Annotated in this window: 14 protein-coding genes; 9 read left to right on the forward strand and 5 right to left on the reverse strand. The window is 71.1% G+C overall.

Annotated features, from left to right (window positions below; genetic code table 11):
* Nucleotides 1–33: 33 nt before the first annotated feature.
* Nucleotides 34–1,872, reverse strand: coding sequence for an ABC transporter substrate-binding protein (locus tag AB0K80_RS32930; protein ID WP_365676056.1), 1,839 nt, complete (start codon nucleotides 1,870–1,872; stop codon nucleotides 34–36).
* A 325-nt stretch (nucleotides 1,873–2,197) separates the two neighbouring features.
* Complete coding sequence (locus AB0K80_RS32935) at nucleotides 2,198–6,034, reverse strand: SCO5717 family growth-regulating ATPase (protein ID WP_365676058.1); 3,837 nt, start codon at nucleotides 6,032–6,034, stop codon at nucleotides 2,198–2,200.
* Nucleotides 6,035–6,538: 504 nt separating this feature from the next.
* Between AB0K80_RS32935 and AB0K80_RS32940 the strand changes: the two genes are divergently transcribed.
* Nucleotides 6,539–8,035, forward strand: a complete 1,497-nt coding sequence (locus AB0K80_RS32940; protein ID WP_365676060.1) for a PQQ-binding-like beta-propeller repeat protein — start codon at nucleotides 6,539–6,541, stop codon at nucleotides 8,033–8,035.
* Between the two features lie 60 nt (nucleotides 8,036–8,095).
* Here the strand turns inward: AB0K80_RS32940 and AB0K80_RS32945 are convergent, their stop codons facing one another.
* Nucleotides 8,096–8,389, reverse strand: a complete 294-nt coding sequence (locus tag AB0K80_RS32945) for a DUF397 domain-containing protein (protein ID WP_365676062.1) — start codon at nucleotides 8,387–8,389, stop codon at nucleotides 8,096–8,098.
* A gap of 313 nt (nucleotides 8,390–8,702) precedes the next feature.
* Between AB0K80_RS32945 and rpsO the strand changes: the two genes are divergently transcribed.
* From rpsO to AB0K80_RS32970, 5 genes are all read left to right on the forward strand, one after another.
* Nucleotides 8,703–8,990: a 30S ribosomal protein S15 gene (gene rpsO / locus AB0K80_RS32950; RefSeq protein WP_030619140.1), complete on the forward strand. Its 288-nt coding sequence runs from the start codon at nucleotides 8,703–8,705 to the stop codon at nucleotides 8,988–8,990.
* A 444-nt stretch (nucleotides 8,991–9,434) separates the two neighbouring features.
* The gene (locus AB0K80_RS32955) at nucleotides 9,435–11,657 is read left to right on the forward strand and encodes a polyribonucleotide nucleotidyltransferase (protein WP_365676064.1); all 2,223 of its coding nucleotides are present in this window, start codon (nucleotides 9,435–9,437) and stop codon (nucleotides 11,655–11,657) included.
* Nucleotides 11,654–13,033, forward strand: a complete 1,380-nt coding sequence (locus AB0K80_RS32960) for a pitrilysin family protein (protein WP_365676066.1) — start codon at nucleotides 11,654–11,656, stop codon at nucleotides 13,031–13,033. The genes AB0K80_RS32955 and AB0K80_RS32960 overlap by 4 nt, the downstream gene beginning before the upstream one ends.
* Nucleotides 13,034–13,059: 26 nt before the next feature.
* Nucleotides 13,060–13,812, forward strand: a complete 753-nt coding sequence (gene dapB / locus AB0K80_RS32965; RefSeq protein WP_365676068.1) for a 4-hydroxy-tetrahydrodipicolinate reductase — start codon at nucleotides 13,060–13,062, stop codon at nucleotides 13,810–13,812.
* Nucleotides 13,813–13,825: 13 nt separating this feature from the next.
* Nucleotides 13,826–14,278 carry a hypothetical protein gene (locus AB0K80_RS32970; protein ID WP_365676070.1) on the forward strand — a complete coding sequence of 151 codons (453 nt, stop codon included), beginning with the start codon at nucleotides 13,826–13,828 and terminating at the stop codon, nucleotides 14,276–14,278.
* An 84-nt stretch (nucleotides 14,279–14,362) separates the two neighbouring features.
* Here AB0K80_RS32970 and AB0K80_RS32975 read toward each other — a convergent pair whose 3' ends face one another.
* Together AB0K80_RS32975 and AB0K80_RS32980 are read right to left on the reverse strand one after the other, a co-directional pair.
* Entirely contained in the window at nucleotides 14,363–14,935 is a 573-nt protein-coding gene (locus AB0K80_RS32975) for a hypothetical protein (RefSeq protein ID WP_365676072.1), read from the reverse strand.
* Nucleotides 14,936–15,046: 111 nt separating this feature from the next.
* Nucleotides 15,047–15,286: a hypothetical protein gene (locus tag AB0K80_RS32980; protein WP_365676074.1), complete on the reverse strand. Its 240-nt coding sequence runs from the start codon at nucleotides 15,284–15,286 to the stop codon at nucleotides 15,047–15,049.
* A 196-nt stretch (nucleotides 15,287–15,482) separates the two neighbouring features.
* On the opposite strand from AB0K80_RS32980, the gene thyX reads away from it, so the two are divergent.
* The 3 genes from thyX (at nucleotide 15,483) to AB0K80_RS32995 (ending at nucleotide 19,175) form a co-directional block, all read left to right on the forward strand.
* Entirely contained in the window at nucleotides 15,483–16,223 is a 741-nt protein-coding gene (gene thyX, locus AB0K80_RS32985; RefSeq protein WP_365676076.1) for an FAD-dependent thymidylate synthase, read from the forward strand.
* 209 nt (nucleotides 16,224–16,432) lie between these two features.
* Entirely contained in the window at nucleotides 16,433–17,332 is a 900-nt protein-coding gene (gene dapA / locus AB0K80_RS32990) for a 4-hydroxy-tetrahydrodipicolinate synthase (protein ID WP_365676078.1), read from the forward strand.
* Nucleotides 17,333–17,489: 157 nt separating this feature from the next.
* Nucleotides 17,490–19,175, forward strand: a complete 1,686-nt coding sequence (locus AB0K80_RS32995) for a ribonuclease J (RefSeq protein ID WP_365676080.1) — start codon at nucleotides 17,490–17,492, stop codon at nucleotides 19,173–19,175.
* Nucleotides 19,176–19,312 lie beyond the last annotated feature (137 nt).

Here is a 19,312-nt window from a genome sequence, read left to right on the forward strand (position 1 = left end):
CAGGCCTGCGTGTGGCTGCATGCGTGCTCCCGCCTACTCCCGGTCCTCGGCGGTGGCCCGCCGCCGCAGCGCCACCCACACCCCGAGGCCCGCGAGCACGGCGACACCCGCGACGATCCCCACCACGACCCCCGTGGAGCTGTCCGAGGACTCCCCGGACTCGGCCGGCACCGCCGACCACCAGCTCCAGTAGCCGTCCTGCCCGTAGATGTTGCCCGCCTTCGCCGGCATGGTGGTGACCGACTCGATCTGGTCCGTGCGGTAGGCCTCGACCGCGTTCGGGTACGCCATGACGTTCATGTACCCGAGGTCGTACAGCCGCGACTCCATCTGCTTCACGATCGCCGCCCGTTTGGCGGGGTCGTACTCGGCCAGCTGACGGGCGTAGAGCTCGTCGTAGCGCTTGTCGCAGATGAAGTTGTCGGTCGCGCCGGTGTCCTTCGGGGTCGCCGGGAGCGCCGCGCAGGTGTGGATGGACAGCACGAAGTCGGGGTCCGGGTTGACCGACCAGCCGTCGAACGCCAGGTCGTACTTCCCGGCGAGCCAGGGGTCGGTCACGTTGTCCAGGCAGTCGAGCCGGACGCCGATGCCGAGCGCGCCCCACCATTCCTGGAGGTACTTGCCGACCGCCTTGTCGTTCGGGTCGGTGGCGTGGCACAGCACGCGGTAGGTGATCGGCCTGCCGTCCTTGCCGACCCGCCTGCCGTCGCCGTTCTTCCGGTAACCCGCCTGGTCGAGCAGCCGGGCCGCCTTCGCCGGGTCGTACGCCAGTTCCTGCTCGGGGGACGGCTTCCAGAAGTACGGCGCGAAGCGCGGCGGGAGGTAGCCCTGTCCCTCGACGGCGTGCCCCTGGAACACCTTGTCGACGATGGTCTTCCGGTCCACGGCCATGAACAGGGCGTGCCGCACCCGCTGGTCCAGCAGGGACGGGTGCCCGTCACCGAACTTCTGCCCGTTCCTCGCCTTCGCCCCCGGGTTGGTGGCCAGGGCGTAGAAGCGCCGGCCCGGGGCGTCGTTGACGCGGATGTTCTTCTCGCCCTTCAGGGAGGCGGCCTGGGCGGGCGTCAGGGCGGGCTGTCCGGCGACGAAGGAGACCTCGCCCTTGCGCAGCGCGGAGACGGCCGCGTCCTGGTCCTTGTAGTAGCGGAAGACCAGCTCGTCGAACTTCGGGGCGCCGCGCCAGAAGTCCTTGTTCGCCTTCAGGCGTACGTAGCTGTCGGCCTTGTAGCCGGTGAGGACGAACGGCCCGTTGCCGACCACCGGGAACTTCTTGTCGTTGTTGAACTCCGAGAAGTCGCCGACCTTCTCCCACACGTGCTTCGGCACGATCGGCACGTCCAGCGCCGTCATCGTGGCCTGCGGCTTCTTCAGCTCGATGACCAGCTCGGTGGGGCTGGGCGCGGTGACCTTCCGGAAGTTGGCGACGAAGCTGCCGTTGGCGGTGGCCGCGCCCTCGTCGGTCATCATCGTGGTGAACGTCCAGGCCGCGTCCTCGGCGGTGACCTTCTTCCCGTCCGACCATGTGGAGTCGGAACGGATCGTGTACGTCCAGGTCAGCTTGTCCGGCGACGACTGCCAGCGGGTGGCCAGGCCCGGGACGACGCGGTTGTCCTTCGGGTCGTAGCCGGTCAGGTACTCGTAGGTGAGCCGGTGGATGCTCGTACTGAGCAGCCGTACCGCGAGGAACGGGCTCAGCGAGTCCACGCTCTGCGCCACCGCCACGGTCAGCACCTTCTTGCCGTCGGCCGCCTGGGCCTGCCGCGGCGCCGGGTCGAGCGGGGTTGCGAGGGAGGCGGTGAGGGTGAGCGCGGCGGCTCCGGCCGCGGCGGCGAGCCGCACCCGGCCCGGGAGCTTGCGTGTCGTGGTGTCCATGGCTCGGTGACCTCGCGTCGTCGCTCGCACGGGATGGACGGGTGGCACGGTCTGATCAGGCGTCAGATGGCTGATGAGTGTCTCAGCGCCCTCTGCGCGCGTCAACGGCACGCGCACCCCGTGTGGCCTGCGAAAACGTCGAAACGGCAAGCATTTTCCGACCATTGGTCGAGACCGCTGACGCCCTGCTGGTCAGCGCCTGACGACGGGTTTTCCGCCCTCCGCACGCGCGGGCCCGCCCCCTGAGGAGGAGGGGGCGGGCCGGAAAGAAGATCGGCCCCTCGAAAGGGGCCGATCGGGTGACGGGGGCCGCAGCGGCGCCGGGTTACTGCTGCGCAGGCGGCGGGGTCTGGCCGTCCGGCTGCCCGGGCTGCGGATAGCCGTAACCGGGCGGCGGGGCCGTGGGGGCCTGGCCGGGGTGGCCGGGCTGCGGGTACGGCTGACCCTGCTGCGGGGGGTGTGGCCGGCCTGGCTGCGGGTACGGCTGGGCCGGGGCCTGCGGGTACGGCTGGCCGGGCTGGGCCGGGGGCTGACCGTGCGGCGCGGGGTGCCCCGGCTGGGCGGGGTAGCCCGGCTGTCCCGGCTGTCCTGGCTGCGCGTACGGCTGGCCGGGGGCGTACGGCTGTCCCGGCTGGGCGTACGGCTGTCCCGGTTGGGGCTGGGGCTGGGGCTGCGGCTGCTGCGGGTAGGCGCCCGGCTGGCCCGGGAACTGCTGCCCGGGAGCCGGCGGCTGACCCGGCAGGGGCTGGCCCGGCAGCGGCGGGGCGGCCACCGGCGGCGGGTTGCCGTCCGAGGTCCACAGGCCGTGCGCCTGCTGGTGACGCGTGAAGTCCTCGGCGACCATCGCCGCGAGGTTGAAGTACGCCTCCCGCACCTTCGGCCGCATCATGTCGAGGTCGACCTCGGCACCGGCGGCCAGGTGCTCGTCGAAGGGCACGACGATGACGCCCCGGCAGCGGGTCTCGAAGTGCGCCACGATGTCCTCGACCTTGATCATCTTGCCGGTCTCGCGCACCCCGGAGATGACGGTGATGGACCGGGCGACCAGGTCCTGGTACCCGTGCGCGGACAGCCAGTCCAGCGTCGTACTGGCGCTGGAGGCACCGTCCACGGACGGGGTCGAGATGATGATGAGCTGGTCGGCGAGGTCCAGCACCCCGCGCATGGCGCTGTAGAGCAGGCCGGTACCCGAGTCGGTCAGGATGATCGGGTACTGCTTGCCGAGCACGTCGATCGCGCGCCGGTAGTCCTCGTCGTTGAAGGTCGTGGACACCGCCGGGTCGACGTCGTTGGCGATGATCTCCAGACCGGACGGGGCCTGGGACGTGAACCGCCGGATGTCCATGTACGAGTTCAGGTACGGGATCGCCTGGACAAGGTCGCGGATCGTGGCCCCGGTCTCCCGGCGCACCCGGCGGCCGAGCGTGCCGGCGTCCGGGTTGGCGTCGATCGCGAGGATCTTGTCCTGCCGCTCGCTGGCGAGTGTGGAGCCGAGGGCGGTGGTCGTGGTCGTCTTGCCGACACCGCCCTTGAGGCTGATCACGGCGATCCGGTAGCACGAGAGCACCGGCGTGCGGATCAGCTCCAGCTTCCGCTGCCGCTCGGCCTCCTCCTTCTTGCCGCCCAGCTTGAACCGGCCGCCGCCAACCGCGGGACGGCTGCTCTTCGCCTTCTGCTTCTTGCTGTTGAGCAGCCGGTCGGAGGACAGCTCCACCGCCGCGGTGTACCCCAGCGGCGCGGCCCCGGGGTTGGTCGGCTGCCGCTGGTCGTGCCGCACGGGCTGCGGCCAGGCGGCCCCGGCGCGCGGGTCGACCGGCTGCTGCGGCTGGGCCTGCGGCGGGATCTGCCCGGGCTGCGGGTAGCCGTAGCCGGGCTGGGGGCCGGCCGGGGGCGGGCCGGGCTGCTGCGGCTGGGCGTCCTGCGGGGCGTGCGCGGGCTGCGGCTGACCCTGCTGCGGGATGCCGGGCTGCGGGACGCCGGGCTGCGGCCCGCCCTGCCCCTGCGGCTGCTGGGCCGGGGGCTGCGGGAAGCCGTAACCGCCCGGCTGGGCCGGGGGAGTGGGCGCGGCGGGCTGGGCGTGGGGTTCGGGGGCAGGGGCGGGGGCGCCGGGGTGAGGGAAGCCGTAACCGCCCTGCGCGTCGGGGGTGGGCGGGGTCGGCGTTCCGGGGTGGGGGAAGCCGTAGCCGGGCTGTGCGTTCGGGGCCCCGGGGGCGGGGGCGCCGGGGTGCGGGAAGCCGTAGCCGGGCTGCGGGTGCTGCGGCGGAGGCGCGGCGGCCGGGTTCCACGCGGCGGGCGCGGGCTGCGGCGCCTGGGGCTGGAACGGCGGCTGCTGGGGCGGCACGGACGGCTGGCCCGGTGCCGCCGGCTGGTCCTGCGCGGCGGCTGGCTGCGGCTGGGGCTGTGCCTGCGGCTGGGGCTGTGGCTGAGGCTGCTGGTCAGGCTGCTGTTGCGGCTGTGCGGGCCACTGGTGCGCGGGCGCGGGGGCAGCAGGCTGGTACGACGGCGGCAGCGGCGGCATACCGCCCTGCGGGGCCGGGGGAGTCCAGGCCGCGGGGGTGCCGCCCGGGGCGGCGTCCTGCGGCGTGCCGGTGTGCCCGACGGCGTCGGGGGGTGACGCCTCCGCGGGCATGGCGTCCGACGGCGCCTCGGTCGCGGGCTGGGCGTCCTCCGCCGGGCCCGACGGGGAGGCCGGGGGCTCCTCGGCCGCAGGGACCGCGTCCTGGGGCTCCGCGTCCTGCAGCTCCTCGCCCTCAGGCTCGGCATCGCGTGTCTGCTCGGCGCCCTGCGAGGCCTCCTCGGACACGTCGTCCTCGCGGACCGCCGCTGCCGGAACGGCGTCCTGCGGCTCGGTCACCGCCGACTCGGTGTCCTCGGTTCCCTGGGAGCGTGCCTCACCGTCACCACCAGCCTCGACGGAACCGGAAACACCGACGGCGTCGGAAGTGTCGGCCGCGTCGGCAGCATTGACCGGGTCGGCAGCGTCGGCCTCCCCGGCCGGACCGTCGGCCTCCCCGGCCGGACCGTCGGCTTCCCCGGCCGGACCGTCGGCTTCGTCCGCCGAACGGGCGGCGTCTTCGTCGCTGCCGGCGACCGCCCCCTCGCCGTCCGGGCTCTCCTCAGCGCCTTCGGCGCCACTGCCGTCGGCCCCGGAAGCCTGAGCATCGGCACCCTGCGCAGCGCCGCCGGCGTCCGCGCCCGCGTCCGCCTCATCGGGCACACGGCCGGCGGACGCATCGTCCACCGCCCCCAGGCGTGCCTCGGCCTGCGCGGCCCGCTCCGCGATCTCCCGCTTCAGGGCGACGGCGGAGAACCGCATGGTGGCGCCGCTCTCCAGATCCCCGCTGCCGGACTCGGCCTCCTCGGAGCCGGGGCCGGCCGGAGCCTCAGCGCCGGCCGCAGCCTCGGAAGCTGCCGAGGCCTCAGACGCAGCCGGGGCCTGCGGCGGAGCCGGCGGCGTCCACTGCGCCGGGAACCCGCCCACCGGAGTGTGCGGCACGGCGGCCGGAGAGGCCGTGTCCGCGGCAGGCGACCCGGACGCTCCGGACCGCTCCTCGGACCGCTCCTCCGACTGCGGCTGCTGCGGCTCGAACCCGCTGCCCACCGGCAACTTGGGCATGGCGACGGGGCTCCCGGAAGGCGGTGCCGGCGGGGTGAAGGGCGCACCCGGGGCGGGCGCGGGAGGCGTGAAAGGAACACCAGGAGCGGGCGCGGGCGCCGGAGGCGTGAACGGAGCCCCGGGCGCCGGAGCCGGAATCGCGCTCGGCCCCGCGGCACCCGCGGCGTGCGGCGGCGGAGTCAGCCCCGGCAGCGGCGGCATCGGCACGCCGGCAGGCGAAGCGGAGGGGGAGGAAGGAGAGGCGGGGGAGGAGGACGAAGAAGCACCGGCCTCCGACGAAGCGGCCCCGGGCGCACCGGACGTACCCGCCCCACCACCGGAAGCCGCTGCTCCACCGGAAGCCCCCGCTCCACCGGTAGCCCCGGCCCCGCCGGACGCCCCCGCACCCGACGCCGCCGAACTCCCCGAAGCGTTCTGCGTGTACCAGGCTGGCGGCGCGTAGTCGATGGTGAACTCGCCCGTCGTCTCCACTGCGGACTCCGCGTCGGGCTGGTCATCGCCGGGTGTCGCCCAGCCCCCGCGGTTCCCGTCCCGCTCGCTGCTCACAGTTCCTCCTGGTGTGGTCGAGCACCCTCATGCCGTGCTGGGGCGACCCTTGCCTGTTGTCCGAAGTGGTCCGAAGAAGTCCGAAATCCTCGCGGTTCCGAAGCCATCCGACCCTGCTCGAGGTCGTCCGAGGTCATCCGATCCACCGGCTTCCCCCGCTCTCCCCCTGGGGCACCGACGTCCGCTCCACGGTGTCCGACATCGCGCCCGGGTCCAGCCTAATCACCACTGACCCGCCCTCGTCAGTCCCGTCCACCCCTCCACCCCGGCCGACACCGGCACAACCCGCCCGGAAACAACCCTTTTTCACGCGACAACAGTCCACGAACCGGTCACCGCAGGGCAGTTCGGTGCACGCTGTCACCCCTCGCCCCGCTCCTGCCCCTCCAGCGATCACCAGGCATAGTAGGGGCCCGGTCTGACAGCGCAGGGCGAGGACGAACCCGCCAACCGCCCGTCCCGAACCCCCTGTTGTGTCGCTGCCCTGGAAAGGATTCCCCGAGCGTGAGTTTCGGTCCGGCTCCGTCGATGTACACGCAGTCCGCCCTTGCGGCGGACGAGACGAGGAAGAGACGCCGCAGACGCGTGCTCGGCGCAGCCGCCGCGGCCGTCACCGCCGTCGCCGTCTGTGTCGGCGGCTGGCTGCTGTGGCCCGGCGGGAAGGCACAGGGCACGGGAACGCCGGCCGCCGCCCGGCAGGCCCCGGACGACATCAGGGCCACCGTCGAGAAGCGCCCCGCCTCACCCGAGGGCCAACCGGTCGTCGAACACGGAGAAAAAGACCTTCCGAAGGCCACGGACACCCAGCCGCTCTACGCGCCCGGCACCTGGGCCACCGGCAAGATCCTCGCCAAGGGCATCGCCCGCCGCATCGAGGGCTACAAGATCACCCCGAAGTACGACGAGAAAGCCTGGACCCTCGAGCTGGGCGGCCACATCTGCGCCACCAGCAGACACGTCACCGCGGACGGCCGTACCGCCGTCGTCATCCAGCCTCCCCGCCCTGAGGGAACAGCGAAGAAGGGCGTCTGCGACCAGGTGGTCTTCTTCGACCTGAACACCGGCAAGAAGTTGTGGCAGAAGAAGATGCCCGAGGCCGGCTCCGCGTACGTGACGAACACCAACCTGACCCTCGCTAAGGGTGTGGTCGCCATCGCCTGGGGCAGCGGCTCGGTGGCGTACGACATGAAGGACGGCAAGCAGCTCTGGAACGGCACGAGCGCCGCCCAGTGCGCGGACCAGGGATTCGCCGGCGGACGTGCACTGCTCGCCCTGCAGGTGTGCGGTCAACGGCCGGACGTCACCTACCGTGTGCAGCGTCTCGACCCCCGCACCGGCAAGCCGCAGTGGACGTACCGGGTCGCGCGCGGCGTCCAGGCCGTCTACCTGCCCTCGTCCGAGCCGCCGGTGCTCGCCGTCGCGGCGGGGGACAGCATGGTGACCGATCTGATCACGCTGGACGGCCGGGGCAAGCACCGTGCCACCATCTCCCTCGACGGCTACGAAGCCAAGTGCGGCACCCGCAACTTCTCCTCGAGCTTCTTCGGCGTGGTGGAGAACTGTGACGGGATGGTCGTGGGACGCACCCAGGCCTACGTCACCAGCAAGGAGAACATCGCCATCAACCAGCCGTCGAACTGGATCGTGGCGTTCGACCTCAAGACCGGCAGGACGCAGGGCAAGTTCGAGGGCCGATGGCTCCAGATGGTCCACCCGCTGCGCATGAGCGGCGACGACCTGCTGATCTACCGGCGGGCCGGTGTCCTCACACCGGCGGCCGTGGTGAGCTGGAACCCCCGCACGGACAAGGAGACCCCCTACCTCCTCTTCACGCTCCCGGAGGACGACGAGTTCGACCTCAGCGACCCGGAGCAGTCGGACATCGTCGTGGAGCAGGGCCGGGTGTTCTTCGCCCGGCGCGAACTGGCCCGCGACGAGGAGGACCCCAAGGCTTCGGTGCTCATGGTGATCGGCTACGGGAGCGCCGGACTCGCACACTGACCACGTGGCCACCGGCCTCGGGGAAGGGGCGGCACGCGCGTGCCGCCCCTCGCACACGCCTCACCCGGAGGCAGGGTCCCCGTCCCCCGGCGCCGGCTCCAGATCGAACTCCCCGTCCCGCGCCCCCAGCACGAACGCCCTCCACTCGGCCTCCGTGTACCGCAGCACGGTGTCCGGGTCCAGGGAGGACCGCATGGCCACGGCCCCGCCGGGGAGGTAGGCGATCTCGACGCGCTCCTCGTGGTCCTCCGTACCGGGCGCGCAGTGCCACTCCACACCGGAGATGTCGAGCGCGTACAGCTCGTCCCGCTCCCGCTCCTTGCGGGCCTTGATCTCCTCTGCCGTCTCCGCCATGCCGCAGCGACCTCTTCTCTCGTCTTCTCCCCAGTGCGGGACGTCCCTGCAGTGCGGACTTCCCCGCCCTGCGAGCGGTCCGAGCGCTCACCCTAGTGGGGCGGTCCGCCCGACCTGGGCGGTTCCGGCGACCGGGGTCAGGACGCCCGCCACTGCCTGGTACCCTGAGTGACGGCCGTTTGTGTACGCACCCCCGGAGCCCACCGCTCTGGAGGCCGCGCCCAGCGGATCCCCGCCTCCCGAGTTGCGGAAGCTCCCCCGAGAAGAAGACCGGGGGCACTCGGTGGCCACTCACAGACTATGAGGAGTACGCGTGTCGCTCGACGCCGCTACGAAGAAGCAGATCATCGCCGAGTTCGGTACCAAGGAGGGTGACACCGGCTCCCCCGAGGTCCAGGTCGCTCTGCTGTCCCGTCGGATCTCCGACCTGACCGAGCACCTCAAGACCCACAAGCACGACCACCACTCCCGCCGTGGTCTGCTGATCCTGGTCGGTCAGCGCCGCCGCCTGCTGCAGTACCTCGCCAAGAAGGACATCCAGCGTTTCCGTACGCTGGTCGACCGCCTCGGCATCCGCCGCGGCGCGGCGGGCGCCAAGTAAGACGCCGTGAAGGGAGCGGTTCCCTGGGGAAAGGGGGACCGCTCCCTTTGCTGTACGTGCGGAGTGTCACTGACGCTTTGTAGTGTGGTAGCACAACGCAAGAGGCACGACTCAGTGTGATGACCCGGGCGAAAACCGGGTACGTCGTCACACGAACGGCAACACGCACGACAAGACGACCGTCACCACGACGGTGAGCCACGACGACCGCCACGCGGCGACCGCCACCACGGCGATCATCACGGACGGCCGTCACGGACGACGACAGAACGACGAAAGAACGAGGAGAAGCGCACCTCGCCGCCGCCGGTCCTCGGTAGTGGCGCCCGGGCACGAGCCCCGGGTGCTTCGATCGAAGACCGGCCCGCACAGCACGGCGCGCTTCTCCGCCACCGTCCCCCCGCCACACGGGCGAGGAGGGACGAAGACGAGGAGAAGACGCTAGTGGAGAACGAGACCCACTACGCCGAGGCCGTCATCGACAACGGCGCCTTCGGCACCCGCACCATCCGCTTCGAGACGGGCCGCCTGGCCAAGCAGGCCGCCGGCTCCGCCGTGGCCTACCTGGACGACGACACCATGGTGCTGTCGGCCACCACCGCATCCAAGCAGCCCAAGGACCAGCTCGACTTCTTCCCGCTCACGGTGGACGTCGAGGAGCGGATGTACGCCGCCGGCAAGATCCCCGGCAGCTTCTTCCGCCGTGAGGGCCGGCCGAGCGAGGACGCGATCCTCACCTGCCGCCTGATCGACCGCCCGCTGCGCCCGTCCTTCAAGAAGGGCCTGCGCAACGAGATCCAGGTCGTCGCCACGATCATGGCGCTCAACCCCGACCACCTGTACGACGTCGTCGCGATCAACGCGGCCTCCGCGTCCACGCAGCTGGCCGGCCTGCCCTTCTCCGGCCCGATCGGCGGCGTCCGCGTCGCGCTGATCCGCGGCCAGTGGGTGGCCTTCCCGACGCACAGCGAGCTCGAGGACGCCGTCTTCGACATGGTCGTCGCGGGCCGCGTCCTGGAGGACGGCGATGTCGCGATCATGATGGTCGAGGCCGAGGCCACCGAGAAGACGATCAAGCTCATCGAGGGCGGCGCCGAGGCGCCCACCGAGGAGGTCGTCGCCGCCGGTCTGGAGGCCGCGAAGCCCTTCATCAAGGTGCTCTGCAGGGCCCAGTCGGACCTCGCCTCCAAGGCCGCCAAGCCGGTCGGCGAGTTCCCGATCTTCCTGGACTACCAGGACGACGTGTTCGAGGCGCTGACCGCCGCCGTCAAGCCCGAGCTCGCCCAGGCGCTCACCATCGCCGGCAAGCAGGAGCGCGAGGCCGAGCTGGACCGCGTCAAGCAGCTCGCCGCCGAGAAGCTCCTGCCGGAGTTCGAGGGCCGCGAGAAGGAGATCTCCGCCGCGTACCGCTCGCTCACCAAGCAGCTGGTCCGCGAGCGCGTGATCAAGGAGAAGAAGCGCATCGACGGCCGTGGCGTCACGGACATCCGTACGCTGGCCGCCGAGGTCGAGGCGATCCCGCGGGTGCACGGTTCCGCCGTGTTCGAGCGTGGCGAGACCCAGATCCTGGGCGTCACCACCCTGAACATGCTCCGCATGGAGCAGCAGCTGGACACCCTCTCGCCGGTGACCCGCAAGCGCTACATGCACAACTACAACTTCCCGCCGTACTCCACCGGCGAGACCGGCCGTGTCGGCTCCCCCAAGCGCCGCGAGATCGGCCACGGCGCCCTCGCCGAGCGCGCCCTGATCCCGGTCCTGCCGGCCCGCGAGGAGTTCCCCTACGCGATCCGCCAGGTGTCCGAGGCGCTCAGCTCGAACGGCTCGACCTCCATGGGCTCGGTCTGCGCCTCCACCATGTCGCTGCTGAACGCCGGTGTGCCGCTGAAGGCCCCGGTCGCCGGTATCGCCATGGGCCTGATCTCCCAGGAGATCGACGGCGAGACGCACTACGTCACCCTCACCGACATCCTCGGTGCGGAGGACGCCTTCGGCGACATGGACTTCAAGGTCGCCGGCACCAAGGACTTCGTCACCGCCCTCCAGCTCGACACCAAGCTGGACGGCATCCCGGCCTCCGTCCTGGCCGCGGCCCTGAAGCAGGCCCGCGACGCCCGCCTGCACATCCTCGACGTGATGATGGAGGCCATCGACCGGCCCGACGAGATGTCCCCGCACGCCCCGCGGATCATCACCGTCAAGATCCCGGTCGACAAGATCGGCGAGGTCATCGGCCCCAAGGGCAAGATGATCAACCAGATCCAGGAGGACACGGGCGCCGAGATCACCATCGAGGACGACGGCACCATCTACATCGGTGCCGCCGACGGTCCCTCGGCGGAGGCCGCCCGTACGGCGATCAACTCGATCGCCAACCCGACCATGCCAGAGGTCGGCGAGCGCTACCTCGGCACGGTCGTGAAGACGACCACCTTCGGTGCGTTCGTCTCCCTGATGCCGGGCAAGGACGGTCTGCTGCACATCTCGCAGATCCGCAAGCTGGCCGGCGGCAAGCGCGTGGAGAACGTCGAGGACGTGCTCGGCGTGGGCCAGAAGGTCCAGGTCGAGATCGCCGAGATCGACTCCCGCGGCAAGCTCTCCCTCGTTCCCGTGATCGAGGGCGAGGAAGGCTCCACGGACGAGAAGAAGGACGACGCCGACCAGTGACGTCGCGTAGCTCCCAGGCGACGGCCCGCACCTCTTCGGAGGCGCGGGCCGTCGCCCGTACCCAAACCCTGATCAAGGGCGCAGGCGGTATCGGCACCGTCCGCAAGACCACCCTCCCCGGTGGCCTGCGCATCGTCACCGAGACCCTGCCCTCGGTCCGCTCCGCCACCTTCGGCATCTGGGCGCACGTCGGCTCCCGCGACGAGACCCCGGCCCTCAACGGCGCCACGCACTACCTGGAGCACCTGCTCTTCAAGGGCACGAGCAGCAGGTCCGCCCTGGACATCTCCTCCGCCATCGACGCGGTCGGCGGCGAGATGAACGCCTTCACGGCCAAGGAGTACACGTGCTACTACGCGCGCGTGCTCGACACCGACCTGCCGCTCGCCATCGACGTCGTCTGCGACATGCTGACCGACTCCCTGATCCTGGAGGAGGACGTCGACGTCGAGCGCGGCGCGATCCTCGAAGAGATCGCGATGACCGAGGACGACCCGGGCGACTGCGTGCACGACCTGTTCGCGCAGACGATGTTCGGGGACACCCCGCTCGGCCGCCCGGTCCTCGGCACGGTCGACACGGTCAACGCCCTCACCGCCGACCGCATCCGTCGCTTCTACAAGAAGCACTACGACCCGACCCACCTGGTGGTCGCCTGCGCCGGCAACATCGACCACACCAAGGTCGTACGCCAGGTCCGCGCGGCCTTCGAGAGGGCCGGGGCCTTCAAGGACGCCGACGCCCGGCCGGTCGCCCCGCGCGGCGGCAGCCGCACCGTGCGCACCGCGGGCCGTGTCGAGGTGGTCGACCGCAGGACCGAGCAGGCGCACATCGTCCTCGGCATGCCGGGCCTGTCCCGCACCGACGAGCGCCGCTGGGCGCTGGGCGTGCTCAACACGGCGCTCGGCGGCGGCATGTCGTCCCGGCTCTTCCAGGAGGTCCGCGAGAAGCGCGGCCTGGCCTACAGCGTGTACTCGTACACCTCCGGCTTCGCCGACTGCGGCCTGTTCGGCGTGTACGCGGGCTGCCGCCCGTCCCAGGTGCACGACGTGCTGAAGATCTGCCGCGACGAACTCGACCACGTCGCCGAGCACGGCCTCACCGACGACGAGCTCCGCCGCGCCATCGGCCAGCTCCAGGGCTCCACGGTCCTCGGATTGGAGGACACGGGCGCGCTGATGAACCGTATCGGCAAGAGCGAGCTGTGCTGGGGCGAGCAGATGTCCGTCGACGACATGCTGGCCCGGATAGCCTCGGTGACACCCGACGACGTCCGTTCGGTCGCCCGCGATGTCCTGGGACGACGGCCCTCGCTGTCGGTCATCGGCCCGCTGAAGGACAAGCAGGCGGCCCGTCTGCAGGACGCCGTCGCCTAATCCCCACCGGTAAGGAAGCACACCAGATGAGCAAGCTGCGCGTGGCGGTCCTCGGCGCCAAGGGCCGTATCGGATCCGAGGCGGTACGGGCGGTCGAGGCCGCCGAGGACATGGAACTGGTCGCCGCCCTCGGCCGGGGCGACAAACTGGAGACGCTGGCCGAGACCGGCGCCCAGGTCGCCGTCGAGCTGACCACGCCCGCCTCCGTCATGGGCAACCTCGACTTCTGCGTCCGCCACGGCATCCACGCCGTGGTCGGTACGACGGGCTGGACCGACGACCGCCTCGCGCAGCTGAAGGGCTGGCTGGACCAGTCCCCGCGGACCGGCGTGCTCATCGCGCCGAACTTCTCCATCGGGGCCGTGCTGACCATGAAGTTCGCGCAGATCGCCGCGCCGTACTTCGAGTCCGTCGAGGTCGTCGAACTGCACCACCCGAACAAGGTCGACGCCCCGTCCGGCACCGCCACCCGCACCGCCCAGCTCATCGCCGAGGCCCGCCGCCAGGCCGGCACCGCCCCGGCCCCGGACGCCACGGTGACCGCCCTGGACGGCGCGCGGGGAGCCAGCGTCGACGGCGTCCCGGTGCACGCCGTGCGCCTGCGCGGCCTGCTGGCCCACCAGGAGGTCCTGCTCGGCGGCGAAGGGGAGACCCTCACCATCCGCCATGACTCACTGCACCACAGCAGCTTCATGCCGGGCATCCTGCTGGGTGTCCGCCGGGTCGTGACCACTCCGGGCCTCACCTTCGGCCTGGAACACTTCCTGGACCTGAACTGAGCCCCTGACCGTCATGCGCGCGAAGATCTCCTACGCCGTCACGGCCGCCGTCCTGGTCGTCTACTTCGTCCTGGTCGGCAGCCGGGGCGTCCTGCTCATCGAAACCGGCACGCCCCTCACCGTCGCCTTCGGCGTCGCGGTGCTGATCCTGCCCGCGATCGGCGTGTGGTTCCTGTGGAAGAACACCCAGTTCGTCCGCAAGGCCAACCAGCTCGCCGCCGAACTCGACGCCGAGGGCGGCCTGCCCGTCGACGAGCTGAAACGCACCCCCAGCGGCCGGATCGACCGGGACTCGGCCGACGAGGTCTTCGCCAAGCGCAGGGCCGAGACCGAAACGGCGCCCGACGACTGGCGCTGCTGGTTCCGCCTCGCCGTCGCCTACCACGACGCCCGCGACACCCCACGCGCCCGCAAGGCGATGCAGCGCGCGATCGCCCTGCACGACGGCAAGCGGATCGAGGCCTGAGGCCCCAGCGGGCAGACGTCGGCCCACGTCGAAGGGGCCGGTGCGCATCCCCCGCGCACCGGCCCCTTTCCGCGACCCCGGCCGTCAGCCGTGCACCGGCGCGGCACTCGGCCTGTGCTCCGCGGCCCAGGCCTCGACCGCGTCCGCGGCCCGGTCGAACGCCGCCGACCGCGCGAGGAAGTCCGCGTTGTGCGTGGTCAGCAGCGGCGGCAGCCTGTCCGCCGTCCGCCCCTGCCGGACCAGGAGCAGCGCCTGCCCCTGCACCGTCCGGGGCAGCCCCAGCCAGCGCACCGGCTGCTGCACCGTGCGCACGGAGACCACCTGGTCCCAGGGCGCCGTCCGCGTGCTGAAGAACGCCACGTGACGCAGCCCCCGGGGGCTCACCCACACCCCCACGCGCAGCAGCCGCAGGGCCGCCGCGATGACGGCCAGCGCGATGCCGAACACCACCGCGGCGGACGGCAGCGCGGCCGTCGCCGCGATGATCACCGCCGAGAACAGCACGAACGACGCGAGCAGCAGCGCCAGCGCCGCCACCCCGACCCGCCAGGGTCCCGGCCGGTACGGACGCCGCCAGCGGTCCCGGTCGTGGTGCGGCAGCGGGACATCGTCCGCCGCCTCGAAAGCGCGGTCGGCCGTCAGGAAGGGCAGGGGCACGACTGGTCCTCACTCGATCCGTGCAGGGCTGTGCCCGGTGAGGCTACCGATCTGTGTCCCGGGTCACCACTGCCGGGGTCCGGATGGAGTCAGCCCCCGCCCCGTGACGGTTCAGCGGTTCTCGGACGCCTGGGACTGCTGGGTCTGCGTGGCCGGGTGATCGAGGGACAGCGCGGGCATCCCGAGAACCAGGGAGCCCACGAGGGCGGCGATGATGGTGAGCCCCAGCAGCCAGCGCCCGGCCATCTGACCGACGGACGCCCGCTCACGGGGCGGAGGAGCGACGTTGCTGCGGAACCTGTCGGTTTCGGCGAGGAAGGCGAACGGTACGGGTTCGCGCCGACCGGACATCGGGGGTGCAGCTCCCTTCTGGGGTGGAAACGGATGACTGTCACCATGAGAGACGAACGAACTCCCCGGCAGGTGCCCACTCTCACCGACTTCACAGCGGCCGGCCCCCGATCGGACGGTCCGGCGGTTCGGGGCGGGATGAGGACGGGTCGTAGAGTGGCGTCGCCAAGAGACGAGACCGGAAGGCCCTCAGAACGTGACCCAGACCCCCGACGACGACTTCAAGATCGAGCTCCGCAGTGACGTCACCGTGGAGCTGGTGAAACACAGCGCGGCCGACTCCGACGTGCTGTTCGCGGCCCGGGTGTCGACCCTCGGGGAGCAGTCGCTCGACGAGGTGAAGAAGGACCCGGAGCGCTCCAGGGGTCTGATCAACTTCCTCATGCGCGACCGGCACGGCAGCCCGTTCGAGCACAACTCGATGACCTTCTTCATCAGCGCCCCGATCTTCGTCTTCCGCGAGTTCATGCGGCACCGCGTCGGCTGGTCCTACAACGAGGAGTCGGGCCGCTACCGGGAGCTCCAGCCGGTCTTCTACGTCCCGGACACCTCCCGCAAACTGGTCCAGCAGGGCAGGCCCGGCAAGTACGAGTTCGTCGAGGGCACCCCCGAGCAGCACAAGCTCGTCGGCGAGGCCATGGAGGAGTCGTACCGCCAGGCCTACCTCACGTACCGCCAGATGCTCGCCGCCGGCGTCGCCCGCGAGGTCGCCCGCTCGGTGCTGCCCGTCGGCCTCTACTCCTCGATGTACGCCACCTGCAACGCCCGCTCGCTGATGCACTTCCTCGGCCTGCGCACCCAGCACGAGCTGGCCAAGGTGCCCTCCTTCCCGCAGCGGGAGATCGAGATGGTCGGCGAGAAGATGGAGGCCGAGTGGGCCCGCCTCATGCCGCTCACCCACGCCGCCTTCAACACGAACGGGCGTGTGGCTCCGTAACGCACCTCGCTCCTCAGCCGGGACACATGTACGCATCAGCCGTGTGAAGTGTCCGTATTGCGGCATTTAGAGAAGTTCATCTAGCCTGATCAAACGGGTCCGGCACTGCTTGAACCCCCGAGCAGGCAGTGCCGGGCTCCCCCTGTGTCAGGATCTGTCGCCAGCCCCTAGGGCGGACCCCGCCCTGAGCAACGAGTAGCGTGTAACCCATGGCACCGACCTCCACTCCGCAGACCCCCTTCGGGCGGGTCCTCACCGCCATGGTCACGCCCTTCACGGCGGACGGCGCACTCGACCTCGACGGCGCACAGCGGCTCGCCACGCACCTGGTGGACGCAGGCAACGACGGCCTGATCATCAACGGCACCACCGGTGAGTCGCCCACCACCAGCGACGCGGAGAAATCGGACCTGGTACGAGCGGTCCTGGAGGCGGTCGGCGACCGCGCCCACGTGGTGGCCGGCGTCGGCACCAACGACACCCACCACAGCCTCGAGCTCGCCCGCGAGGCGGAGCGGGTGGGCGCACACGGCCTGCTGGTCGTCACGCCGTACTACAACAAGCCCCCGCAAGAGGGCCTCTACCGGCACTTCACGGCCATCGCCGACGCCACCGGGCTGCCCGTCATGCTCTACGACATCCCCGGCCGCAGCGGCGTCCCGATCAACACCGAGACGCTCGTCCGGCTCGCCGAGCACCCCAGAATCGTCGCCAACAAGGACGCCAAGGGCGACCTCGGCCGCGCCAGCTGGGCCATCGCCCGCTCCGGCCTCGCCTGGTACTCCGGCGACGACATGCTGAACCTGCCGCTGCTCTCCGTGGGCGCGGTCGGCTTCGTCTCGGTCGTCGGCCACCTCGTCACCCCCGAGCTGCGCGCCCTGGTCGAGGCGTACACCTCGGGCGACGTCCAGAAGGCCACCGAGATCCACCAGAAGCTGCTCCCGGTCTACACCGGCGTGTTCCGCACCCAGGGCGTGATGACCACCAAGGCCGCGCTCGCCCTGCAGGGTCTGCCCGCCGGCCCGCTGCGCGCCCCCATGGTCGAGTGCACGCCCGAAGAGATCGAGCAGCTCAAGGTCGATCTCGCCGCAGGCGGGGTACAGCTCTAACACCAAGACTTCGCGCGGCCGCGCCCGCGCACGAAACTCCACAACTGAATACGCGGGCCACCGGTGCCCGCATCCCACAACGACAACTGCTTCTGCACGAACGTCATGCGCGCCACGTGCCTTACCGGTACGTGGCGCGTGTGGTGAGGAGAGTCTTTTGAGTCATCCGCATCCTGAACTGGGCCCGCCCCCGCCCCTCCCCGAAGGCGGCCTGCGGGTCACCCCGCTCGGCGGCCTCGGCGAGATCGGCCGGAACATGACGGTCTTCGAGTACGGCGGCCGCCTTCTGATCGTCGACTGCGGAGTGCTCTTCCCCGAGGAGGAGCAGCCCGGGATCGACCTGATCCTGCCGGACTTCTCGTCCATCCGGGACCGCCTCGACGACATCGAGGGCATCGTCCTCACACACGGCCACGAGGACCACATCGGCGGTGTCCCCTACCTCCTGCGCGAGAAGGCCGACATCCCGCTCATCGGCTCCAAGCTGACCCTGGCCCTGATCGAGGCCAAGCTCCAGGAGCACCGCATCCGTCCGTACACCCTGCAGGTGGCGGAGGGGCACCGCGAGCGCATCGGCCCGTTCGACTGCGAGTTCGTCGCCGTCAACCACTCCATCCCCGACGCCCTGGCCGTCGCCATCCGCACTCCCGCGGGCATGGCGGTCCACACCGGCGACTTCAAGATGGACCAGCTGCCGCTGGACAACCGCCTCACGGACCTGCACGCCTTCGCCCGGCTGAGCGAGGAGGGCATCGACCTCCTCCTCTCCGACTCGACGAACGCCGAGGTCCCCGGCTTCACCCCGCACGAGCGGGACATCTCCAACGTCCTGCGGCAGGTCTTCGCCGGCGCCCGCAAGCGGATCATCGTGGCGAGCTTCGCCAGTCACGTCCACCGCATCCAGCAGATCCTGGACGCGGCGTACGAGTACGGCCGCCGGGTCGCCTTCGTCGGCCGCTCGATGGTCCGCAACATGGGCATCGCGAGGGACCTGGGCTATCTGAAGGTCCCGCCGGGCCTGGTCGTGGACGTCAAGACGCTCGACGATCTCCCCGACCACGAGGTGGTGCTGGTCTGCACGGGCTCCCAGGGCGAACCGATGGCCGCCCTGTCCCGCATGGCCAACCGGGACCACCAGATCCGCATCGTCGAGGGCGACACGGTGATCCTCGCGTCGTCCCTGATCCCCGGCAACGAGAACGCGGTCTACCGCGTGATCAACGGCCTGACCCGCTGGGGCGCGAACGTCGTCCACAAGGGCAACGCCAAGGTCCACGTCTCCGGCCACGCGTCCGCGGGCGAGCTGCTGTACTTCTACAACATCTGCCGTCCGAAGAACCTGATGCCGGTGCACGGCGAATGGCGCCACCTGCGCGCCAACGCCGAGCTGGGCGCCATGACCGGCGTCCCGCACGACCGCATCGTCATCGCCGAGGACGGGGTGGCCGTCGACCTGATCGAGGGCAAGGCCAAGATCTCCGGCAAGGTCCAGGCGGGCTACGTCTACGTCGACGGCCTGTCCGTCGGCGACATCGGCGAGCCGGCCCTGAAGGACCGCAAGATCCTCGGTGACGAGGGCATCATCTCGGTCTTCGTGGTCATGGACTCGTCCACCGGCAAGATCACCGGCGGTCCGCACATCCAGGCCCGCGGCTCCGGTATCGAGGACTCCGCGTTCGGCGAGGTGATCCCCAAGATCACGGAGTCGCTCGAGCGCTCGGCCCAGGACGGCGTCGTCGAACCCCACCAGCTCCAGCAGCTGGTGCGCCGCACGCTGGGCAAGTGGGTCTCCGACACCTACCGGCGCAGGCCGATGATCCTGCCCGTGGTGGTGGAGGTCTGACGGACCGTCGGACCCAGCACCGGGCCAACTGGGAGCGGGGGGGGGGGGGGTGGTTGTGGGGGGCGGGCCGCCCGGCCGGTATGAATACAAAACCACAGGGCGCCCCCCGCGCCACCCCCCGCGGGCGCGGCGCGCGC

The sequence above is a fragment of the Streptomyces sp. NPDC052682 genome (genome assembly GCF_040678435.1).
Lineage (GTDB): Bacteria > Actinomycetota > Actinomycetes > Streptomycetales > Streptomycetaceae > Streptomyces.

Bases quoted from the DNA above. Each gene is read 5' to 3' on its own strand.
- AB0K80_RS32930 (WP_365676056.1), bottom strand. From the start codon at position 1,872: ATGGACACCACGACACGCAAGCTCCCGGGCCGGGTGCGGCTCGCCGCC.
- AB0K80_RS32945 (WP_365676062.1), bottom strand. From the start codon at position 8,389: ATGGCGGAGACGGCAGAGGAGATCAAGGCCCGCAAGGAGCGGGAGCGG.
- dapB (WP_365676068.1), top strand. From the start codon at position 13,060: ATGAGCAAGCTGCGCGTGGCGGTCCTCGGCGCCAAGGGCCGTATCGGA.
- AB0K80_RS32970 (WP_365676070.1), top strand. From the start codon at position 13,826: ATGCGCGCGAAGATCTCCTACGCCGTCACGGCCGCCGTCCTGGTCGTC.
- AB0K80_RS32980 (WP_365676074.1), bottom strand. From the start codon at position 15,286: ATGTCCGGTCGGCGCGAACCCGTACCGTTCGCCTTCCTCGCCGAAACC.
- dapA (WP_365676078.1), top strand. From the start codon at position 16,433: ATGGCACCGACCTCCACTCCGCAGACCCCCTTCGGGCGGGTCCTCACC.